Annotated in this window: 19 protein-coding genes; 8 read left to right on the forward strand and 11 right to left on the reverse strand. The window is 72.5% G+C overall.

What is annotated here, in order from left to right; translation table 11 throughout:
* Window positions 1–37: 37 nt before the first annotated feature.
* The 3 genes from ACFWBT_RS16780 to ACFWBT_RS16790 form a co-directional block, all read right to left on the reverse strand.
* Window positions 38–871, reverse strand: a complete 834-nt coding sequence (locus ACFWBT_RS16780) for an alpha/beta hydrolase (RefSeq protein ID WP_385700646.1) — start codon at window positions 869–871, stop codon at window positions 38–40.
* Between the two features lie 141 nt (window positions 872–1,012).
* Complete coding sequence (locus ACFWBT_RS16785) at window positions 1,013–1,738, reverse strand: GntR family transcriptional regulator (RefSeq protein WP_385700649.1); 726 nt, start codon at window positions 1,736–1,738, stop codon at window positions 1,013–1,015.
* A 108-nt stretch (window positions 1,739–1,846) separates the two neighbouring features.
* Entirely contained in the window at window positions 1,847–3,046 is a 1,200-nt protein-coding gene (locus ACFWBT_RS16790; protein ID WP_385700651.1) for a serine hydrolase domain-containing protein, read from the reverse strand.
* 231 nt (window positions 3,047–3,277) lie between these two features.
* On the opposite strand from ACFWBT_RS16790, the gene ACFWBT_RS16795 reads away from it, so the two are divergent.
* Window positions 3,278–4,039, forward strand: coding sequence for a hypothetical protein (locus ACFWBT_RS16795; protein WP_385700654.1), 762 nt, complete (start codon window positions 3,278–3,280; stop codon window positions 4,037–4,039).
* A gap of 274 nt (window positions 4,040–4,313) precedes the next feature.
* Here the strand turns inward: ACFWBT_RS16795 and ACFWBT_RS16800 are convergent, their stop codons facing one another.
* Together ACFWBT_RS16800 and ACFWBT_RS16805 are read right to left on the reverse strand one after the other, a co-directional pair.
* Window positions 4,314–4,901 carry a histidine phosphatase family protein gene (locus tag ACFWBT_RS16800; RefSeq protein WP_385700656.1) on the reverse strand — a complete coding sequence of 196 codons (588 nt, stop codon included), beginning with the start codon at window positions 4,899–4,901 and terminating at the stop codon, window positions 4,314–4,316.
* 85 nt (window positions 4,902–4,986) lie between these two features.
* Entirely contained in the window at window positions 4,987–5,952 is a 966-nt protein-coding gene (locus ACFWBT_RS16805; protein ID WP_385700658.1) for an acetylxylan esterase, read from the reverse strand.
* Between the two features lie 191 nt (window positions 5,953–6,143).
* On the opposite strand from ACFWBT_RS16805, the gene ACFWBT_RS16810 reads away from it, so the two are divergent.
* Complete coding sequence (locus tag ACFWBT_RS16810) at window positions 6,144–7,046, forward strand: universal stress protein (protein ID WP_385700660.1); 903 nt, start codon at window positions 6,144–6,146, stop codon at window positions 7,044–7,046.
* Window positions 7,047–7,160: 114 nt separating this feature from the next.
* Here ACFWBT_RS16810 and ACFWBT_RS16815 read toward each other — a convergent pair whose 3' ends face one another.
* On the reverse strand, window positions 7,161–7,925 hold the full coding sequence (locus ACFWBT_RS16815; protein WP_385700662.1) for a ferredoxin reductase: 765 nt from the start codon (window positions 7,923–7,925) through the stop codon (window positions 7,161–7,163).
* A gap of 81 nt (window positions 7,926–8,006) precedes the next feature.
* The gene (locus ACFWBT_RS16820) at window positions 8,007–8,612 is read right to left on the reverse strand and encodes a sulfite oxidase-like oxidoreductase (protein WP_385700665.1); all 606 of its coding nucleotides are present in this window, start codon (window positions 8,610–8,612) and stop codon (window positions 8,007–8,009) included.
* Between the two features lie 308 nt (window positions 8,613–8,920).
* Between ACFWBT_RS16820 and ACFWBT_RS16825 the strand changes: the two genes are divergently transcribed.
* The gene (locus ACFWBT_RS16825) at window positions 8,921–9,841 is read left to right on the forward strand and encodes an NADP-dependent oxidoreductase (protein ID WP_385700667.1); all 921 of its coding nucleotides are present in this window, start codon (window positions 8,921–8,923) and stop codon (window positions 9,839–9,841) included.
* The gene (locus ACFWBT_RS16830; RefSeq protein WP_385700670.1) at window positions 9,838–10,551 is read left to right on the forward strand and encodes a GNAT family N-acetyltransferase; all 714 of its coding nucleotides are present in this window, start codon (window positions 9,838–9,840) and stop codon (window positions 10,549–10,551) included. Before ACFWBT_RS16825 ends, ACFWBT_RS16830 begins: the two co-directional genes overlap by 4 nt.
* Window positions 10,552–10,593: 42 nt before the next feature.
* Here the strand turns inward: ACFWBT_RS16830 and ACFWBT_RS16835 are convergent, their stop codons facing one another.
* The gene (locus ACFWBT_RS16835; RefSeq protein WP_385700673.1) at window positions 10,594–11,094 is read right to left on the reverse strand and encodes a MarR family winged helix-turn-helix transcriptional regulator; all 501 of its coding nucleotides are present in this window, start codon (window positions 11,092–11,094) and stop codon (window positions 10,594–10,596) included.
* Window positions 11,095–11,466: 372 nt separating this feature from the next.
* On the opposite strand from ACFWBT_RS16835, the gene ACFWBT_RS16840 reads away from it, so the two are divergent.
* The 4 genes from ACFWBT_RS16840 (at window position 11,467) to ACFWBT_RS16855 (ending at window position 15,948) form a co-directional block, all read left to right on the forward strand.
* Window positions 11,467–12,261 (forward strand): putative protein N(5)-glutamine methyltransferase, encoded by a 795-nt coding sequence (locus ACFWBT_RS16840; RefSeq protein ID WP_385700675.1) that lies wholly within the window; start codon window positions 11,467–11,469, stop codon window positions 12,259–12,261.
* A gap of 114 nt (window positions 12,262–12,375) precedes the next feature.
* Window positions 12,376–13,179, forward strand: a complete 804-nt coding sequence (locus ACFWBT_RS16845) for an alpha/beta fold hydrolase (protein ID WP_385700678.1) — start codon at window positions 12,376–12,378, stop codon at window positions 13,177–13,179.
* Between the two features lie 108 nt (window positions 13,180–13,287).
* Window positions 13,288–15,303: an FAD-dependent oxidoreductase gene (locus ACFWBT_RS16850; protein ID WP_385700680.1), complete on the forward strand. Its 2,016-nt coding sequence runs from the start codon at window positions 13,288–13,290 to the stop codon at window positions 15,301–15,303.
* Window positions 15,304–15,402: 99 nt separating this feature from the next.
* On the forward strand, window positions 15,403–15,948 hold the full coding sequence (locus tag ACFWBT_RS16855; protein WP_385700682.1) for a PadR family transcriptional regulator: 546 nt from the start codon (window positions 15,403–15,405) through the stop codon (window positions 15,946–15,948).
* Window positions 15,949–16,005: 57 nt separating this feature from the next.
* Here ACFWBT_RS16855 and ACFWBT_RS16860 read toward each other — a convergent pair whose 3' ends face one another.
* From ACFWBT_RS16860 to ACFWBT_RS16870, 3 genes are all read right to left on the reverse strand, one after another.
* Window positions 16,006–16,563: a hypothetical protein gene (locus tag ACFWBT_RS16860; RefSeq protein WP_385700685.1), complete on the reverse strand. Its 558-nt coding sequence runs from the start codon at window positions 16,561–16,563 to the stop codon at window positions 16,006–16,008.
* Between the two features lie 326 nt (window positions 16,564–16,889).
* Window positions 16,890–17,819, reverse strand: coding sequence for a LysR family transcriptional regulator (locus tag ACFWBT_RS16865; RefSeq protein WP_385700688.1), 930 nt, complete (start codon window positions 17,817–17,819; stop codon window positions 16,890–16,892).
* Window positions 17,820–17,951: 132 nt separating this feature from the next.
* Window positions 17,952–18,551, reverse strand: a 600-nt coding sequence (locus ACFWBT_RS16870) for a fibronectin type III domain-containing protein (protein WP_385700690.1), incomplete at its 5' end; no start/stop codon positions are given.

The following is an 18,551-nucleotide window of genomic DNA, read 5'->3' on the forward strand; positions in this document are numbered from 1 at the left end:
GGTGCGGCGTGCGGGCGCCGCACGGCTGAGGTGGTGGTCAGACGAAACGGCGGACGAACTCCAGTGCCGTGTCGGCGACTTCCTTCCAGCCGTGGTCGATGGTCAGCGCGTGGCCGCGGTTCTTGATCTCGGTGATCTCGGTGACGCCGGGGTTGCGCTGCTGCTTCTTGTACGACGCGTTGGCGATGGCCCACGGGACGGTGTGGTCCTTCTCGCCCGAGATGATCAGCAGGGGGCCCCGGTCCGGGTTCTCGGTGTCGACCTTGACCTCGGTCCAGGGGTTGAAGTTGGCCGTGGCCGCCTGGAAGAGCGGGGCGCCCGGCGCGGGCACGGCGAAGGTGTCGTACAGCTCCTTGGCCTCCTCCTCGCCGACCGCGTTGGCGAAGCCGTAGCGGAACTGCTCGTAGGTGAGCGGGACGGCCCGGTTCCGGTTCGCCGGGTTGCCGAGCACGGGCGCGGCGGAGCGCAGGGACGAGATCGGGAGGGGCAGCACGCCCCGGAACGGAGCCGGGTCGATCGCCACCGAGACGGCGGACCGGCCGCGGCCGGCCAGGATCTGGGTGAGGAGGCCACCGAAGGAGTGGCCGACGACGGCGGGCTTCTTCTCGAGGCCGCCGATGAGGCTCTCCAGGTGGTCGGCGACCTGACCGACCGTCTTGCCGGCGAAGACCTCGGGATGGGCCTTGGCCTCCTCGACCGTGTCGGGGTCGTCGGGCCAGGACAGCGAGACCGGAGCGAACCCGGCCTGCTCGAAGTGGGTCGCCCACCGGTCCCAGCTGCTGGGCAGCAGCCACAGACCGTGGACGAAGACGACCGGTGTCCGACCCGTCGCGTTGGCCCGCTCGATCTGCTGTGCGTCGTTGGAGGTCATGTCTCGACGCTAGACGTGAACAGCCCCGCTGGGATCGGTCAGATGACTGCATTCCAGCTCCGGACGGGTGGGTGACCCCGGACGAAGTCCCCACCCCTCCCGTCGTGTTCGCCGTCCCGACCGTCTTTCGTCACTCGGAGTTCACTCGGCCGCCGGAAGCGTGAACTCGTAGACCAGGGCGTCCTGTTGCGCGTCCACGGTCAGATCGGTGATCTCCAGAGGCCGGTCGTACTGGTCGTGCACGCGGCGGGTGACCCGCACCGACTGCGGGAGCCGGGTGATCGCGTCCCGGTGATGCAGGGTCAGACCCGCCTTGCGCATCCAGTCGTAGGCCCGTGACAGCTGCGCCGACGCGTGGCCGTCCGCGCGGTCGCGGTAGCGGGCGAGTTCCTCGACCTCGGTCACCGCGATCGCGGAGAAGGACGTCACGGCCGTGCGCAGCCCGCTGCCGTCGGCGGCGGCCGACTCGTAGCGGTGGACCAGTGTCGCCCGCCGCGGGGCGAGTCCGAGGGCCTCGGCGTGTTCCGGTGGGGGAGTCTCCCAGGTCACGGAGGTCCGTTGGCGTGCGCACGGTTCACTGGTGTGCGCGCCGACGGGGAAGTCGAGGGACGGGACGGGTTCTGCGCCGGTGACGGGCAGCGTCGCATGGCTGCCACGCCGGTCGGTGGAGACCTGGCCGCCGCGTCGCAGCATCTGCAACGCCTGCCGTACGGTCTCCCGGCTGACGCCGAAACGACCGGCCAACTCGCGCTCTCCCGGCAGGCGTTCGCCGGGCGGGATGGCCCCGTCGCGCAGCTCGCCGAGCAGTTGTACGGCGATCCGCGCGTAGAGCGGTTCGTGGTCGGATGAAGGGGTGGTGCGGGCCATGTCCGCTCCTGCGTGGTGACTAGGCGTAGCCGTGCGGGCTCATTGCGCCACCACATCTAGCATTGGTCTAAACCACCAGGAAAGGGCGGCCGGAGACTTCGGCCGAATTCAACCCGCGTCCAGGGCGGTCGCGGTGCGCTCGTGGAGGGCGCTGTACAGGGCGTCGACGAGCGCCATCTTCCTTGGGTCGTCTGCGATGTGCGGGCCCATGCGGTTCATCACGTACCCCAGTGAGACCCCCGCTTCCGGGTCGGCGAGACCGCAGGAGCCGCCGAACCCGTCGTGTCCGAAAGCCCTGGGGTTGGGTCCGTACGATCCGTTGACCCCGCTCAGCCACAGCCCGAGTCCGACCTCCGTCTCCCGCGCGAACCCGGCGCCCAGCACCAGGTCGCGGCAACGGCCCTGCCCTTCGCGCACCCGCTCGACCGCCTCCGGGGACAGCACGCGCCGGGATCCGTAGGTGCCCTTCAGTGCGAGGATCCCGTACAGCGCGGCGACCGCGCGCGCCGTCCCGTGACCATTGGCGGCCGGTATCTCGGCGGCCCGCCATCGCGGTGTGTTCGCCTCGACGGCACCGACCGACGGGTTGGCGAGCGCCGCCAGCGCCGCGGGCGCCAACTCTGCGAAGACCGCCGCCTGTTCGCTGCTCGACGCCGCCGGAGGATGGACGAGCTCGGCCACCCGCTCGGCCTCCTTCTCCGGCAGTCCGATGGTGAAGTCGATCCCGAGCGGCCCGGTCACCTCCCGCTCCAGGAACGCGCCCGGCAACAGCCCCGACACCCGGCGCACCAGCTCACCGACCAAGTGCCCGAACGTCAGCGCGTGATAGCCGGACCGGGTCCCCGGCTCCCACCAGGGCTCCTGCTCCGCGAGACGCCGGACGGTCAACTCCCAGTCGCAGAGCTGCGCGAAGGTGTGCGGCTCCCGCAGCCCGGACAGCCCCGCCCGGTGGGACAGCAGATGCCGTACGAGAATGCCGCCCTTGCCCGCCGCCGCGAACTCCGGCCAGTACGCGGCCACCGGGGCGTCGAGGTCGAGCAGTCCCTGGTCGGCCAGGATGTGCGCGCACAGCGCCGTCGGCCCCTTCGAGGTCGACCACACATTGACCAGCGTCTCCCGCTCCCACGGGCGGGTGCGGGCCGCGTCGGCCCAGCCGCCCCACAGGTCCACCACCGTCTCCCCGCCGAGCGTGACGCACACCGCCGCGCCCAGTTCCCCGCGGTCGCGGAAGTTCTCCTCGAACGCGGCGCGCACCGCGGCGAAGCGCGGGTCGCAATGGCCTTCTGCCAGGGGGTTTTGCTGGGTCATGAGCCCTCCGTGATGCGTCCGCGGGTGGTCGGGAAGAGGCCGGGCCCGTCGAACATACCGACTGGTCGGACCGGAGGGAAGCGGTGTGACGACAACGCGCGTTGGCCGCCTCCGGCGCCCGCCGCCGGCTCAGTTCCCCACTGGGTGAGGCCATGGGAGACAACAGTGCCCGGTGGAGCCCCGACCCCGAGTGCCGCACGGACTGTCATAGGCGGGTGAGAGTCTGGGCCGGTGCTGATAGAGGGATTCGAGAACGCCCCTGTTGTGGTGGGGGAGGAACTGCTGGCATTGCCGGGGTTCTGGGCGGCCTACCTGATGTGGCTGAGCCAGACAGAGGGCTACGACCCCGTTCCGGAGTGGTTCGGTGTCGACGGGGCCGATGCCGACGCGGCCTGGGACGCGCTGAGCGACGAGGACCGATGGCCCGTCTTCCGGATCCCGTTCGCGGGCGGTCACACCGTGATGGTCCTCGGCTGCAACATTCCCGAGGATCCGGGAACGGAGTACTTCATCACCCACCCCGGATGGGGACGGCACGGCCACCTGACCACCGTCGGCGGCCACCACGCCGGCCCCGGACTCTCCTGGCGAGAGCTCCACCACATCGCCCGCACGCCCGACCTCGACGCCCCGGGAGTCCACGCCGAACACGCGCGCCTGCTCCTGCTGCTGCCCACGCTCGGCGACCAGGACATGCCCGCGGACGCCGCGGACATACTCGGCGACGCGCTGGCGCATGCGGGGCTTCCCGCGACGGAGGCGCGGGGCACCGCGGAAGCGCTCCTGGTGGACCACCCCCTGTGGGAACCGGCTGAATGGACGCCTTCTGGCGCCTCCCCGCTCTCGGGAGGACAGGACCCCTTGCCCTTCCACGGAATCCTCCACTGCGACGGGCCCATGAGTCCCCGGTTCGGTACTCGCCTCGCTCAGGGCATCACCCGAGAACAGAGCGACCGGCTGGCCCACGCGCTCGGCACCTGGCCCGCCGCATGAACAGCCCACCCACAGGACGCACGTCAGTGCGTTCAGGGTCTGCCGCCGGGACCATCGGCATGCCAATCCGGTGAGTGGACAGTCGGCCGCCGCGATCACTGATCGTGGGCGACCGGGGCCAGCAGCACTCGCCGTACCCGCGCACCCAGGCAGTCACTCGGGGGTCAGGACGCATACGAACGGTCCGTGCCGTCCGTACCACCGGGAATGGGCCGGCCGTGCGGGCCACGGCCGCGAACCGGCCCTGCTCGGTATCGGGCGGAGCGGGCCGCCGCTACGGGACGTTCCAGGCGGCGATGAAGGGCTGTTCGTCCTCGGTGGCCAGGAAGCTGAGCGTGCCTGGATGCGGGTGGCCGAGCAGTCGGCCGGCGGACGCGTCGAGGCCGAGCCAGCGCATGGTGAGCACGCGTGCCAGATGTCCGTGGGCGACGACGGCGACGTCGCCGTCGTCCAACAGCGGCCAGATCCGGTCCAGCACCGCGTCCGTGCGCGCGGCCACCTGCTGGAGTTCCTCGCCAGGGTGGGCGGCGTCGCCGGGAATGACGCCGTCCCGCCACAGGTCCCAGCCCGGCCTAGTCTCCTGGATCTGCGCCGCGGTCAGTCCCTCGTAGCCGCCGTAGTCCCACTCCAGCAGGTCGGAATCGGGTCTGACACCGGTCAGGCCCGCCAGCTCGGCCGTCCGTACAGCGCGGGTCAGCGGGCTGCTGAACACGGCGACCGGATGGCGTCGGGCAAGCCTCGGAGCGAGCGACTTGGCTGCGGCCTCACCCGCGTCAGTGAGCGGAATGTCGGTGCGGCCGGCGTGCCGGCCCGACAGGCTCCATTCGGTCTGGCCGTGCCTGATCAGTATCAGTTCACCCATGGTTGCGCACGCTAGCTGGTGATGCGGCACGGCACGGCTGGAACAACCACCGGTGTCGGCCCGGGTGGCGTGCCCATCGTCGGTGTCAGAGGCGGGCGGGCAGCCAGCGCAGCTGCTCTGCCTGCTGGTAGGGGCCGCCGCCCTCGTGGTCGTTGAAGTCGTACACCTCGATCTGCTTCTCCTCGTGGGCCCACGCGTTGAACGCCGCGAAGACCGTCGACGGCGGGCAGGTCTGGTCTTCCAACGCCGCCGAGAACAGGGCGGGCGCCCGGCCGCGCGCGGCGAAGTGGACCCCGTCGAAGTAGGAGAGGGTGCGCAGAACCTGCTCGGTGCGGCCGCGGTGGGTCTTGAGGTAGCTGCCGATCTCCCGGTAGGGGGTACGGTCCGTGATCGTCGTGGCGCGCGGGAAGTCGCACAGGAACGGCACGTCGGGGGCGATCGCCGCCAGGTCGGGCACCAGGCCGCCCACCGCGATGCTGATGCCGCCGCCCTGGCTCCCGCCCAGCGCCGCGACGCGCGCGGAGTCGACGAGGGGATGCGAGCGAGCCGCCTCCACCGCGCGGACCGCGTCCGTGAACAGGCGCCGGTAGTAGTAGTTCTCGGGGTCCTCGATCCCTCGCGTCATGAAGCCGGGGAAGGCGGGCGCGCTGCCCACCGGGTCCGGGGTCTCGCCGCCGCCCCAGGCGCTCGCCTGGCCGCGTGTGTCCATCACGAAGTGCGCGAACCCGGCCGACGCCCACAGCAGATGCGTGTGCGGGAGCCCGCGCCCGCCGCCGTACCCGATGAACTCGACGACGGTGGGCAGCGGCGAGTTCGCCCGCGCCGGTACGGTCAGCCAGCCCTTCACCGGATGGCCGCCGAACCCGGCGAACGTGACGTCGTGGACCGAGACCGTCTTCAGCGGGGTCTCGAACGGCTCGAAGCGGGCCGACAGGTCGTGCTCTCGGACTTCCTGGAGAGTCTTGGCCCAGAAGGCGTCGAAGTCCTCGGGCTCGATGGACGCGCTGCGGTAGGTGCGGAGTTCGTCGAGAGGGAGGTCGAACTGGGCCATCAAGGACCACCTTTCGGCATGCGGCGTGCGGTGATCACACCGTACGTGCGCCTTCGGGAACCCGTCATGCCTTCTCCGGGGAGTCGCCCCGGGCCAGAGGGCCGTTCGCACCGACTCCGGCGCCGGGCGACTGATCCCCGCCCGCCGTGGAACCCGCGCAGCACTGCATCGGCGAACAGGAGACATCAGCCATGAACTCCGGCACCGGCACCATCACCGCGGGAATCGACGGCTCGCGCGCGAGCCTGGACGCCGCCGACTGGGCGGCTCGCGAGGCCGGCCGACGGCGTCTCCCGCTGCGTCTGCTGCACGCGGACATCCGGCACCGCGTACCCGCGCGTGTTCCGGACGTCGACGTACCCGCCGGGTGCACCAGGTCGGCGCTCGACCTCGCGGCCGTCCAACTGTCCTACGCTCACCCGGCGTTGGACATCGCCGGGCGCGACACCGAGACACCCGCGGTGCCCGCGCTGCTCGCGGCGGCCGACGAGTCCGAGACCCTGGTCCTCGGCTCCGGCGGCCGCACCGGCCACACCGCCCTGGCCGGCTTCCTGGCGGGCTCCGTCGCCCTGGCCGTCGCGGCCGCCGCCGCATGTCCGGTCGTCCTCGTCCGTGCGGGCGAACTTCCCGAGGACGAAAGGGAGTCCACCCTCGGCGGCACGCCACCGAGCGCCGCGCCCTACCTCCCCGTGGTCCTCGGCGTCGACTTGGAGTACCCCGCCGACGACCTGATCGGCTACGCCTTCGACGCCGCCGCGGTCCGTTCGGCACCGCTCCTCGTGGTGCACGCCTGGACCCCGTCCGCGTACGAGGGTGGTGCGCTCTCCGTTCCGTCCGACGGCGACGCGTACGACCTGGAAGCCACCCGGCGACGTGCCCTGACCGGCACACTGCGGTCCTGGCGCCACAAGTTCCCGGAGACCGCGGTCTCGGAACAGGTCGTCCACGGCCACCCCGGAGACCAGCTGCTGAAGGCGTCCACCGGCGCGGGTCTGCTGGTCGTCGGCCGCCGCGCGGGCGGGCGCCTGGGCCGCGCCGCGCGGACTGTCATCCAGCAGGTGACCTGTCCGGTCGCCGTGGTGCCGCACGGCTGACTCCGCTCCGGCGGCACTCGGCGGCTCCCGCGACCCACGTCGGCCCACGGGCACAGCTCGCCCGACGCGCCCGAGGCCGGTCGTCCCGGCCGTCCGCACCTACGGGAACACGCTCTAGCCGAACCGCTCGATCCGGATCCGGTCCACCGGCTGCCCCGCCTCCACCAGCAACCGCGAGGCGTGCTCGGCGAATCCGTTGGAACCGCAGACGTAGGCCTCCCATCCACCAGGCGGCTGCTCGGCCAGGAGCGGCGCCACATGTGCGGCAGCCATACGTCCGACCCGCCCACCCTCCGGGGCACTCCGCGTGAAGACCGCTGTGGTCTCCTCGCCGTACTCCCTTGCGTAGATGAGCTCTTCGGGGCTCCGCGCGGAGACGAGAAGCCGCACGGGTACGTCCAGGGCCTGCGCGCGGTGGTGACGCAGCATCGACATCAGCGGGACGACACCGGAGCCGGCGCCGACGAGCAGTGCGGGCCGGTCCCCGGGCCAGGCGAAGAAGCCACTGAGCGGGCCGCGCACCTCGATGGAGTCGCCGGGCCGGGCGACGGTGTGGAACCAGCCGGAGACCTCGCCGCCGTCGACGTGGTCCAGGGTCAGTTCGATGTGACCGGTGTCGTCGGGCGAGGACGCGATGGAGTAGTGGCGCTGCGCCACATACCCGTCCCCGGCGGTGAGCCGCAGCATCAGATGCTGGCCGGGCAGATGCCCCTCCCACGCGGGCACGGCGAATCGGAAGGTCGCCGCGTGCGGGGTCTCGCGGCGGATTCCGGTGAGGGTGGCGGTCTGCCAGGTGGTGGCCGTTCGGGTGTTCACGGCGATCCGTCCGGGCACGGCGAACCGTGTCGGCGGCACGAAGGTCGTCGTCGCTGCTGTCACCGGGTGGCCTCCCTCATCCTGTTCGTCCCCGCCCCTGTCCCTGCCCCTGTCCCCATCCCTGTCTCCGTCGCCGGGATCGTCTCAGTCACCGGAGTAGCGCTGCTCTTCCCAGGGGTTGCCGCGGGCGTGGTAGCCGTTCTGCTCCCAGAAGCCCGGTTCGTCGTGGTCGAGGATCCGGATGCCCGCGATCCACTTGGCGCTCTTCCAGAAGTACAGATGCGGCACGATCAGCCGTGCGGGGCCGCCGTGTTCGGCGGGCAGCGGTTTGCCGGCGTAGTCCCACACGATCCAGGCGCGGCCGCCGGTGAGGTCGGCCAGCGGGAGGTTCGCGGTGTACCCGGTGTGCGCGTACGCGACCGCGTGGGTGGCGGCCGGGTCCGGTCGTACGGCCTCCAGGAACGCGTCCAGCGACACGCCCCCGAACCGCACCCCGAACTTCGACCAGCTCGTCACGCAGTGGATGTCTCCCTCGTACGCAGAGGGGGGCAGCGCGTGCGCCTCGTCCCAGTCCCAGGTGCGCGGCTCGGCCACCAGGCCGTCGATCCGCAGGGTCCAGTCGGCGGGGGCCAGGTCCGGGGTGACCTCGGCGGACAGGACGGGCCAGTCGTCGCCGGCGTCGTACTGGCCGGGCGGCAGGCCGGGGTCGTGGGCGCGCGGGCGCCCGGTGAAGCCTCGCGTGACGTTCATACGGGTGGTGCCTCCAGGACCGCCGGGGACGACGGCCCGCGGATCGAGCGTGATCGGCGCGCACCCGCGGGTCGGTCTCGCGGGTGCGCACCGGTGCTTAACCATTCAACCGTACGCGCAGACGGACCGTTCTCCGAGCCCGTGCGGAGCGCTGATCATTGCGGCCGTATGAACTCTCCCGGCGCCCGGGAATAGTCGCGCCGCGATCTTCCTTGCTGCTGATGCCGACTCCGGTGGCCCGTACACGCACAGCCGGTGAGCGGGGCCGCGGCGACCGGTGACGACAGCGAAGGAGAGTGAGGGACCAGATGCCCAAGGCGTACGTCTTCACAGGGTTCGGGGGTCCGGAGACCGAGGCCCTGGTGGAGCGGGACCGCCCGAGCCCCGGCCCCGGCGAGATCCTCGTCGCGGTGCGCGCGGCCGGTGTGAACCCCGTCGACTGGAAGCAGCGCACCGGCCACCGCCGCCCGGGCGGTCCCCAGCGTTCGTTGCCCGCCGTGTTCGGCAACGAGGTCGCCGGGGTCGTCGTGGAGACCGGCACCGGGGTGACCGGCCTGGCCGTCGGGGACGAGGTCTTCGGGAACCCGGTGGACGGCGGATACGCCGAGTACGCCGTGCTGCCCGTCGCCGTCACGGCGCACAAGCCCGCCGGGCTGTCGTTCGCGGACGCCGCGGCCCTGCCCGTCGCGGCGGCGACGGCGTACGACGGAATCCGTCAGCTCGGCCTGCCCGAGGGCGCGACCCTGCTGATCACCGGCGCGGGCGGCGGAGTCGGGGTCGCCGCTGTCCAGATCGCGCGGTCCGCCGGGCTGCGGGTCGTCGGGGTCGCGAGCGACGGCAAGCAGGACTTCGTCGAGTCGCTCGAAGCCGTGCACGTTTCGTCGGGGCCGGGCCTGGAGGAGCGGCTGCGCGCGACGGCGCCGACCGGGGTGGACGCCGTGTTCGACCTCGTCGGGGGAGAGGTGCTGGAGGCCGCGGCGACGCTGCTGGCCGACCGGACGAAGCTGATCACCGCCGCCGACCGCGAGACGGTGGCGAAGCTGGGCGGCGCGGGCGTCGAGCGGGCGCGTACGGCCGCCGTGCTCGACGAGGTGGGCCGGCTCGCCGCCGACGGCAGGCTGCGCCCCTTCGTGACCCGGACGTTCCCGCTCGACCGCGCCGCCGAGGCGCTGCGCACCGTCGAGGACGGGCACGTCCGCGGCAAGATCGTGATCGAGGTGACCTCATGAGCGCCCATCCGCTGGACAACCCGGCCCTCGGCTCGCTCACCGGGCCCCACGCCCACTTCGCCGAACGCCGTGGACGCGTCCTGCGCTACCCCGTGGACGTGTCGCCCTGGCTGGCGCTGCCCGACGATCCCGGTGCCGAGGACTGGGCGGATCTGGCCGCTCTGGTGGGGCCCGGCGGCGAGGCTCCGCTGGCCGGTTTCGGCGGGCTGACCCCGGACGGCTGGGAGGTGACCTTCAGCATCGACGGCGTCCAGCTCGTCGACGACGGACTCGCCGCGGCGCCGGACGCCGAGGCGGTGCCGCTCGGCCCCGCCGACGTGCCGGAGATGCTCGACCTGGTGGAACGGACCCGGCCCGGTCCCTTCCTGTCGCGCACCGTCGAGCTCGGCACATATCTGGGGATCCGCCGGGACGGCGTCCTCGTCGCCATGGCGGGGGAGCGGCTCCATCCGCCGGGCTGGACCGAGATCAGCGCGGTCTGCACCGACTCCGCCCACCGGGGCGAAGGCCTGGCCAGTCGCCTGATCCTGGCCGTCGCGCACGGCATCCGGGAACGCGGCGAGACCCCGTTCCTGCACACCGGCGCGGGCAACACCAACGCCATCCGCCTCTACGAGTCCCTCGGGTTCACGCTGCGCCGCGGGACCCGCTTCATGGCCGCGCGGGTGCCCGAGCACCTGGGCGACGAGCGGACCGTGGGTGTGGGATGAGACCGCGCCGCTGAGTTCGCGGCCGGCCGCGGGGACGTCGGTTCAGTCCCTCGGCGACCTGCCGTCCGGCGTCTCCGGGGCGGTGGCCGTGGCGTTGTAGCGCATCAGATACGAGGCGAAGCGGGCGAGGTCCTCCTCGGACCAGCCCGTGAGCCGCTCGCGGAACGCCACACGGCGGCTGCGGGTCACCTGGGCGAGGATCTCCGTGCCCGCCTCCGTCAGATGCAGCACCTGGACGCGGTGGTCCTCGGGGTCCATCCGGCGTTCGATCAGTCCGGCCCGCTCCAGCGCGGCCACCTGACGGCTCACCGTGGACTTGTCCAGCGCGTAGTGCGCCGCGAGGTCCGTGGCACGGCAGCCGCCCATCTCCTCCAGATGGCCGAGGAGCGTGTACGAGACCAGGGACAGCTCGGGATGCATGCGTCCCGCCGAGGCCCGGGCCCGCCGCGCGAACACCGTCATCTCCCGCTGGATGGTCTCCACGGAGGCGGCGGCCGTCGTGCCGTCCACCGTTCCGGCCTCACCGGCCCCTTCGGACGTCATCGCGGGACCTCCCTTCGCCGCCCTGGTTGCATAGTACAACTCGGTCGGGTGCGGAGAGCGTCGCGCATGTCGGCCGCAGAGGGCGCGACGGTCACCCGCCCCGGGCTCACCGGCGCGTGCGACGGCCCGCGCGCCGGGGCCTCGCGCCGCGCATCGGTTCCCGCGACGGAGGGCCGCAGTGGCCCGTCGCCCACTGGCCGTTCCTGTAAAGTGGCCGTCCCGGCCGTGGACTGTCTCGGCCGATGAGTTGCCGAGGAGGTGAGACCCATCAACGCTGTGTCAGGTCGGGTGCTCTCCTCTCCAGGCAACGCGGTCACCGTCTCCGGGTGACCGTGGGAGCGCCCTTCGGATCGTCGAAAGGCTCTCGGCTTCATGCCTCCCTTTTCTCCTGATGTCCCTGATTTCGCAGATCCCGTGGTCGCCGCGCTCCGCTCCGCCGGTTGTGTCTTCGCCGAGGACGAGGCGGAGTTGATCCTCTCCGCCGCCCGCACCCCGGACGAGGCCGCCGCGATGGTGGACCGGCGCGTCGCGGGGCTGCCCCTCGAACACGTCCTCGGCTGGGCGGAGTTCCACGGACTGCGCATCACCGTCGAACCCGGGGTCTTCGTGCCGCGCCGGCGCACCGAGTTCCTCGTCGACCAGGCCGTCGCGCTCGCGCGGGGCGCGGCCCTCGTCGTGGACCTCTGCTGCGGTTCGGGCGCGGTCGGCGCCGCGCTCGCCGTGTCCCTCGGCGGGCCCGAACTGCACGCCGTCGACATCGACCCGGCCGCGGTGCGCTGCGCCCGCCGCAATGTCGCGCCGTACGCCGGCCAGGTCCACGAGGGCGACCTCTTCACCGCGCTGCCCGACACCCTCCGGGGCCGCGTCGATGTCCTGGCCGCCAACGTGCCGTACGTCCCCACCGACGAGGTCGGCCTGCTGCCGTCGGAGGCCCGTGACCACGAACCCCTGGTCGCTCTCGACGGAGGCGCGGACGGACTCGACCTCGTGCGCCGGGTCGCCGCCGAGGCGCCGCAGTGGCTGGCCCGCGGCGGCTGTCTCCTCGTGGAGACGAGCGAACGCCAGGCGCCCCTGGCCGTCGAGGCCTTCGCCCGTTGCGGCCTGATCGCCCGGCTGGCCGTCTCGGAGGAGGGGTACGCCAACGTGGTGATCGGGGTGAAGCCCTGACCCCGGGGGCGGGGCGACACGGCCGACATGCCGCGTTCGGGTCCTGATCGGCTGATTGTCCCGCCCCGCGCGCCACACTCTGGCTGACCGCAGACGCCGGAGGAAGGCCCGAACATGAGCAGTGCCCCCGAGAAGTTCGACGCATGGGACATCAAGGAGTGGGGGCCCGCCGATGCGGGCACGAAGGTGCTGCTGCTGCCCGGCGGCCTGTGCAGCACCGCCTTCTACGACGACCTGGCCGCCGCACCGCCGCTCGCCTCGGCGCCGGTGCGGCTGGTGGCCGCGACCGTTCCGGGGCATGCGGGCACCACGCCGCCGCGCGATCTCGGCATGGAGAACTACGCGGCACTGGCCGGTGCCCTGGCCGCCGAGCGGGGCTGCGCCGTCGTGGTCGGCCACAGCATCGGCGCCAACATCGCCCTGGAGATGGCGGCCGGCGGGCACTTCACCGGTCCCGTCGTCCTGCTCTCCCCCACGTTCTCGGCATCCGACGAGGACAAGGCGCTCACGATCGCCAACAGCCTCGGGCGGGTGCCCGGCATCGGGGCGCTGACCTGGTCCGGTCTGGTCAAACTGACGCCCCGCGTCATGGTGAGCGAACTGCCCCCGGCCCGCCGCGAGGCGCTGACCGCCGAGTTCGAGAAGAACGATCCGGCGTTCTGCCGCACCGCGATGCGGCACTACTTCGACTACCTGGACCGGTACGGATCCCTCGTCCCCCGGCTTCGTGACTCGGGCGTGCCCGCCTGGGTCGTGCGCGGCGACCACGACGACGTCGGACTGGCGGAGGAGGAGCGGGTCGGGCTCGAAGCCAGCCCCAACGTGACGATGGTCGCGGTCCCCGACGCGGGCCATCTGGTGATGGTCGACCAGCCCGTCGCGGTCGCGGAACTCGTGGCCCGGGTGGCTCTCGGCTGAGTGGACCTCCGGCTCCGGGGCGAGTGATCCTCGTCATTGTGCAACTAGTTGCATAAAGCGCGTCGCGTCGTCTACAACAGTCGTACGACACCGCGCACGGAGGGCCAGATGAGCCGTTACCCGCACCTGCTGAACCCGCTCGACCTGGGCTTCACCACCCTGCCCAACCGCGTGCTCATGGGCTCCATGCACGTGGGTCTGGAGGAGGCCGAGCGCGGCTTCGAGCGCATGGCGGAGTTCTACGCCGCCCGCGCGCGAGGCGGCGTCGGCCTGATCGTCACCGGCGGCATCGCGCCCAACGACGCGGGCCGGCCCTACGAGGGCGGCGCCAAGCTGACCACCGAGGCCGAGGCCGAGCGGCACGCCGGGATCACCGCCGCGGTGCACCGCGAGGGCGGGAAGATCGCGATGCAGATCCTGCACTTCGGGCGGTACGCCTACCACCAGGACCTGGTCGCCCCCAGCGCGCTCCAGGCCCCGATCAGCCCCTTCGTGCCGCACGAGCTCAGCGACGCCGCGATCGAGCAGACCATCGACGACTACGCCCGCGCCGCCCGGCTCGCCCGGCAGGCCGGCTACGACGGCGTCGAGATCATGGGCTCCGAAGGCTACCTCATCAACGAGTTCATCGCCCTCCAGGCCAACCGGCGCGACGACCGCTGGGGCGGCTCTTACGAGAACCGGATGCGCTTCCCCGTCGAGATCGTCCGCCGCGTACGCGAGGCCGTCGGCGACGACTTCATCATCATCTACCGCCTGTCGATGCTCGACCTGGTGCCCGGCGGCTCCTCCCTCGACGAGGTCATCACGCTCGCCCGCGCCGTCGAGGCCGCCGGAGCGACGATCATCAACACCGGCATCGGCTGGCACGAGGCCCGTATCCCCACGATCGCGACCTCGGTGCCGCGCGGCGCGTACGCGTGGGTGACCAAGAAGGTCATGGGCTCCGTCTCGATCCCGCTGGTGACCACCAACCGCATCAACACCCCCGAGATCGCCGAGCAGTTGCTCGCCGACGGCCATGCCGACATGGTCTCGCTCGCCCGGCCGATGCTCGCCGACCCCGACTTCGTCGCCAAGGCCGAGGCCGGACGCCCGGAGGCCATCAACACCTGCATCGGGTGCAACCAGGCCTGCCTCGACCACACCTTCAGCGGCAAGATCACCTCCTGCCTGGTCAACCCGCGCGCCTGCCACGAGACCGAGCTCGTCCTCGCGCCGACCCGGCTGCGCAAGACCGTCGCCGTCGTGGGCGCCGGGCCGGCCGGACTGGCCTGCGCCGTCAGCGCCGCCGAACGCGGCCACGACGTCACCCTCTTCGACGCCGCGGGCGAGATCGGCGGCCAGCTCAACGTGGCCCGCAAGGTCCCCGGCAAGCAGGAGTTCGACGAGACCATCCGCTACTTCCGCACCCAGCTCGAACTGCACGGCGTGGACGTCCGGTTGAACACCCGGGCCACGGTGGACATCCTGGAGGCGTACGACGAGGTCGTCGTCGCCACCGGCGTCAGCCCGCGCACCCCGGAGATCCCGGGCGTCGACCACCCGAGCGTCGTCGGCTACCTCGACGTCCTGCGCGACGGAGCCCCCGTCGGGGACCGCGTCGCCGTCCTCGGCGCCGGCGGCATCGGCTTCGACGTCGCCGAGTACCTCACCGACAGCGGCGACAAGGCGAGCGAGGACCCGTCGACGTACTTCCGGAGCTGGGGCGTCGACATGGACTACCGGGCGCCGGGCGGTCTCGCCGCCCCCGAACGCCCCGCCCCGCCGCGCACCGTGCACCTCCTGCAGCGCAAGACGTCCAAGGTCGGAGCCGGACTCGGCAAGACCACCGGCTGGATCCACCGCACCGAACTCAAGCACCGGGGCGTCACCATGGTCCCGGGCGTCCAGTACGACCGGATCGACGACGCCGGACTGCACGTCACCGTCGACGGGCACAGCCAGGTCCTGGAGGTCGACACGATCGTGCTCTGCACCGGACAGGAACCGCGCCGGGACCTGTACGAGGCACTGCGCGCCACCGGCCGAGGCGTCCACCTCATCGGCGGCGCCGACGTGGCCGCCGAACTGGACGCCAAGCGGGCCATCAAGCAGGGCACCGAACTGGCGGCGGCACTCTAGGACGCCGGAAGCAACGACTCACGGAAGGGCTGTCGCGGTGTCCGGCGGATCAGGGGCCGGGCACCGGGCGGCACTTCAGGCCCTCCCTAGGATGACCCCATGTCACTCCCGCACGCGATCCTCACCGCCCTGCTCGAGAAGCCCTCGTCGGGCCTCGGACTGACCCGGCGGTTCGACAAGTCGATCGGCTACTTCTGGTCGGCGACGCATCAGCAGATCTATCGCGAGCTGGGAAGACTGGAAGCCGAGGGGTACATCCGGGCCCTGGCGCCGGAGCAGCCCGCCCGGGGCCAGAAGAAGAGCTACGAGGTCCTGCCCGCGGGCCGTGCCGAACTCGCCCGCTGGACCGCCGCCTCGCAGGACCCGAAGCCGCTGCGCGACACGATGCTGCTGCGCCTGCGCGCCGCCGCGGTCGTCGGCACCGAGGGCGTCGAGGCGGACCTTCGCCGCCATCTCGACCTGCACCGGCGACAGTTGACCGAGTACCAGGAGATCCAGGAGCGGGACTTCCCGCCGGGAAAGGACACCCCGGAGGACCGTCTGCGGCACCTCGTCCTGCGGGCCGGCATCGACCTGGAGACCTTCTGGACCCAGTGGCTCACCCACGCCCTGGCGGAGCTCGAAGCACTCCCGGGGCGTGACTAGGCGGCCCTCCCGCGACCGGAGTCGACGGAACGGCCGCCCGACGTGACGGACTCCGGCTCAGAGCCGGTGGGGCTTGGACCGGCGGCGCAGGAACCACGCCGCCGCCACCGTGCCGGTCACGACCAGGGCCCCGCCGCCCACGACGGTGGCGGTGCCGTAGTCCTTTACGGCTCCGCCGAGCCCGCCCATGACGCCGCGCGACGGGGTAGCCGTCGCCGTCGGCGTGGTCGTGGCCGAGATCGTGGGGGTCGCCGCGGGGGCCGAGACGATGATCGACTGGGTGCCGGCCGTCGAGCCGTCCTGGCAGACCACGATGACCGTGTAGGTGCCGGGGCCCACGCCCGTCCAGGACGCCGACTGACTGGTGCTCGTCCCGGTGAGCGACATCTGGCGCCCCTGGGCGAAGTTCGCCTGCCCGTTGGACAGCAGCGAGGCGTCGCCGAAGCTGCTCCCGTTGCTCGGGCAGGCACTGGTGGTGACCGAGACCGTGGTGCCGCTGGTGCTCACGGAGATCCCGGAACCCCAGGCGACGGCCGCCGGGGCGGCCAGGGCGAGCGGAAGCGCAGCGGCGGCCACGGTCAGGCCGGATCGGAGAAGTGTCTGAGTGGTACGCATAGGAACTGCCCTCCAGCGGCACGGTTGGCGGTACATCCCATGCGCCGCCGAGGATTGGAAAGGCCCGTGCTGCCTCAGAGCGAGCCAACGTGCCCCGGGCCGGGCCCGCATGCGGACGGGGACCGGGCAGGTGACGAATTCCATCGTCCGGCGCATTGCCGACGGACGCGGCGGGCCTGACGGCGCGGTGTGACGGTGGATCCGCCGCCGCCGATCCGGGTCGCGTGCGCCGCAGCGGTCACCGGATGAGGGCCGTCCCCGCGAGGAGCCACCCGGCGGGGCGGCTCGCGGCGGAAGTCACCGGGTCCGGGCCGCCCCGGCCGCGGTCACCAGGTACGGGCCACGCGCAGCAGCCGGTCCCGGACCAGGGCGACGTGCGGATTGTCCGAGGGCCCGGGGCGCTGGGTGAGATAGCCGGTGTTGATCGGCGGATCCTCGGGCGTCAGCAGCGCGACCAGGGCGCCGGAGGCCAGCTCGTCCTGGCAGAGATAGCGGGGGAGCACGGTGATCCCGGCACCGGCGACGACCGCCGCCAGGACGCCGCGCAGATCGGGCACCGTGATCGCGGCCTGCCCCGACAGCCGTACCCCGAACACATGCCGCCAGTAGCGGCGGGCGATGGGCAGATCCTCGGCGTACGTGACCAGGGGCAGTCCGTGCACCGCCGCGGCCCCCTCGGCCGCCACCCGGTCGGGGCCGATGCGCTGGGCCCAGGCGGGGGAGGCGACGAGCACGAACTCCTCGTCCATCAGCGGCACCGACGCGAGGGTACGACCACGCGGCCGGCTCGTGGCGATCACCAGATCGAAGCGGCCGCCGCGCAGGCCCTCCAGGAGTTCGTCGGTCAGCCCGGTGCTGATCCGCAGCCGCACGCCCCGGGCCGTCAGCGGCGCCAGCGCGGGCAGCACCCGCGCGCACAGCAGCTCGGCCGGGCCCGCCACCTGGACCGGGTCCGGCGGCTGGCCGGCGCCGAGACCGCCGCGGTCCGCCACCGTCGCCAGCGCGTCCAGCGGCGCCGCCACCTGCGCGGCCAGCTCGTCCGCCACGGACGTGGGAAGCACACCCCGCGGCCCCCGCTCGAACAGCTCCCGGCCCAACTGCTCCTCCAGGGACCGCATCTGGGTGGTCACCGTCGGCTGGGAGAGGCCCAGCAGCCGCGCGGCGGCCGTGAACGAACCCGCCCGGTGCACCGCGAGGAACGTGCGCAGCAGAGTCAGGTCGAGCGGCGCGCCGGCATTGGATTCCCTATGGGCCATACGCCCAACCCTATGCGGGCCTATGGCCGGGCCCGCCTGCCGGGCCGGTCGCCGTCCGACCACCCGGCCCGTGGCCCGCTGCGGCGCACGCGACCCGGTCCGGCGGCGGTGGCCACCGGTCCGCCGCATGCCTCACCGCCGGCCCGTCGTCACGGAACGCTCCGCTGAGAACCCTCCCCACGTCCCGTCGGGCAGCTTCGCCCGGATCCGCACCCGGTGCGCCGCGTCCGCCTCCCGGCCGACGTAGAAGCTGTAGGTGGAGGTGCCGCGGGGCGGGTCGGCGCCCCAGACGAGCGAGGTCGCGGGACGCCCGTCGAGATGGACCTGGTACTCCGTGATCACTCCGTCGACCTCGGGCGCGATCCACCTCAGGTCGATGTAGTAGGCGCCTTCGCTGCGGTGGGTCGTCGCCCGGAAGTCGGTCGGCGCCGTGCCTCGGCCGTCGTCCGAACCCGCTGCCGTGGTGATCGGGACGGTCGCGCTCGGTGGCGAGAGGTTGTCCGCCGCGTCGCGCGCCCGCACGGTGAAGGCGTACACGGTGCCGGGTCGCAGCCCCGTGACGACGGTGGCCGTCTGCGCGCCGCCGACGCTGTGGATCTTCGAGGTGCCCTGGTAGATGTCGTACGACGCCACGCCCCGGGCGTCGGCAGACTTCGCCCACGACAGCTGGGCCGCCCGGCTGCCGACCGCCTTGCCGTGCGGGCTGCCGGGGCGCGTGGGCGGTGTGCGATC

Origin of the sequence: Streptomyces sp. NPDC060027, from assembly GCF_042737005.1 — a bacterium.
Lineage (GTDB): Bacteria > Actinomycetota > Actinomycetes > Streptomycetales > Streptomycetaceae > Streptomyces.

Bases quoted from the DNA above. Each gene is read 5' to 3' on its own strand.
- ACFWBT_RS16835 (WP_385700673.1), bottom strand. From the start codon at position 11,094: ATGACGTCCGAAGGGGCCGGTGAGGCCGGAACGGTGGACGGCACGACG.
- ACFWBT_RS16830 (WP_385700670.1), top strand. From the start codon at position 9,838: ATGAGCGCCCATCCGCTGGACAACCCGGCCCTCGGCTCGCTCACCGGG.
- ACFWBT_RS16790 (WP_385700651.1), bottom strand. From the start codon at position 3,046: ATGACCCAGCAAAACCCCCTGGCAGAAGGCCATTGCGACCCGCGCTTC.
- ACFWBT_RS16820 (WP_385700665.1), bottom strand. From the start codon at position 8,612: ATGAACGTCACGCGAGGCTTCACCGGGCGCCCGCGCGCCCACGACCCC.
- ACFWBT_RS16825 (WP_385700667.1), top strand. From the start codon at position 8,921: ATGCCCAAGGCGTACGTCTTCACAGGGTTCGGGGGTCCGGAGACCGAG.
- ACFWBT_RS16785 (WP_385700649.1), bottom strand. From the start codon at position 1,738: ATGGCCCGCACCACCCCTTCATCCGACCACGAACCGCTCTACGCGCGG.
- ACFWBT_RS16840 (WP_385700675.1), top strand. From the start codon at position 11,467: ATGCCTCCCTTTTCTCCTGATGTCCCTGATTTCGCAGATCCCGTGGTC.
- ACFWBT_RS16860 (WP_385700685.1), bottom strand. From the start codon at position 16,563: ATGCGTACCACTCAGACACTTCTCCGATCCGGCCTGACCGTGGCCGCC.
- ACFWBT_RS16810 (WP_385700660.1), top strand. From the start codon at position 6,144: ATGAACTCCGGCACCGGCACCATCACCGCGGGAATCGACGGCTCGCGC.
- ACFWBT_RS16800 (WP_385700656.1), bottom strand. From the start codon at position 4,901: ATGGGTGAACTGATACTGATCAGGCACGGCCAGACCGAATGGAGCCTG.
- ACFWBT_RS16805 (WP_385700658.1), bottom strand. From the start codon at position 5,952: ATGGCCCAGTTCGACCTCCCTCTCGACGAACTCCGCACCTACCGCAGC.
- ACFWBT_RS16865 (WP_385700688.1), bottom strand. From the start codon at position 17,819: ATGGCCCATAGGGAATCCAATGCCGGCGCGCCGCTCGACCTGACTCTG.
- ACFWBT_RS16855 (WP_385700682.1), top strand. From the start codon at position 15,403: ATGTCACTCCCGCACGCGATCCTCACCGCCCTGCTCGAGAAGCCCTCG.
- ACFWBT_RS16845 (WP_385700678.1), top strand. From the start codon at position 12,376: ATGAGCAGTGCCCCCGAGAAGTTCGACGCATGGGACATCAAGGAGTGG.
- ACFWBT_RS16850 (WP_385700680.1), top strand. From the start codon at position 13,288: ATGAGCCGTTACCCGCACCTGCTGAACCCGCTCGACCTGGGCTTCACC.
- ACFWBT_RS16780 (WP_385700646.1), bottom strand. From the start codon at position 871: ATGACCTCCAACGACGCACAGCAGATCGAGCGGGCCAACGCGACGGGT.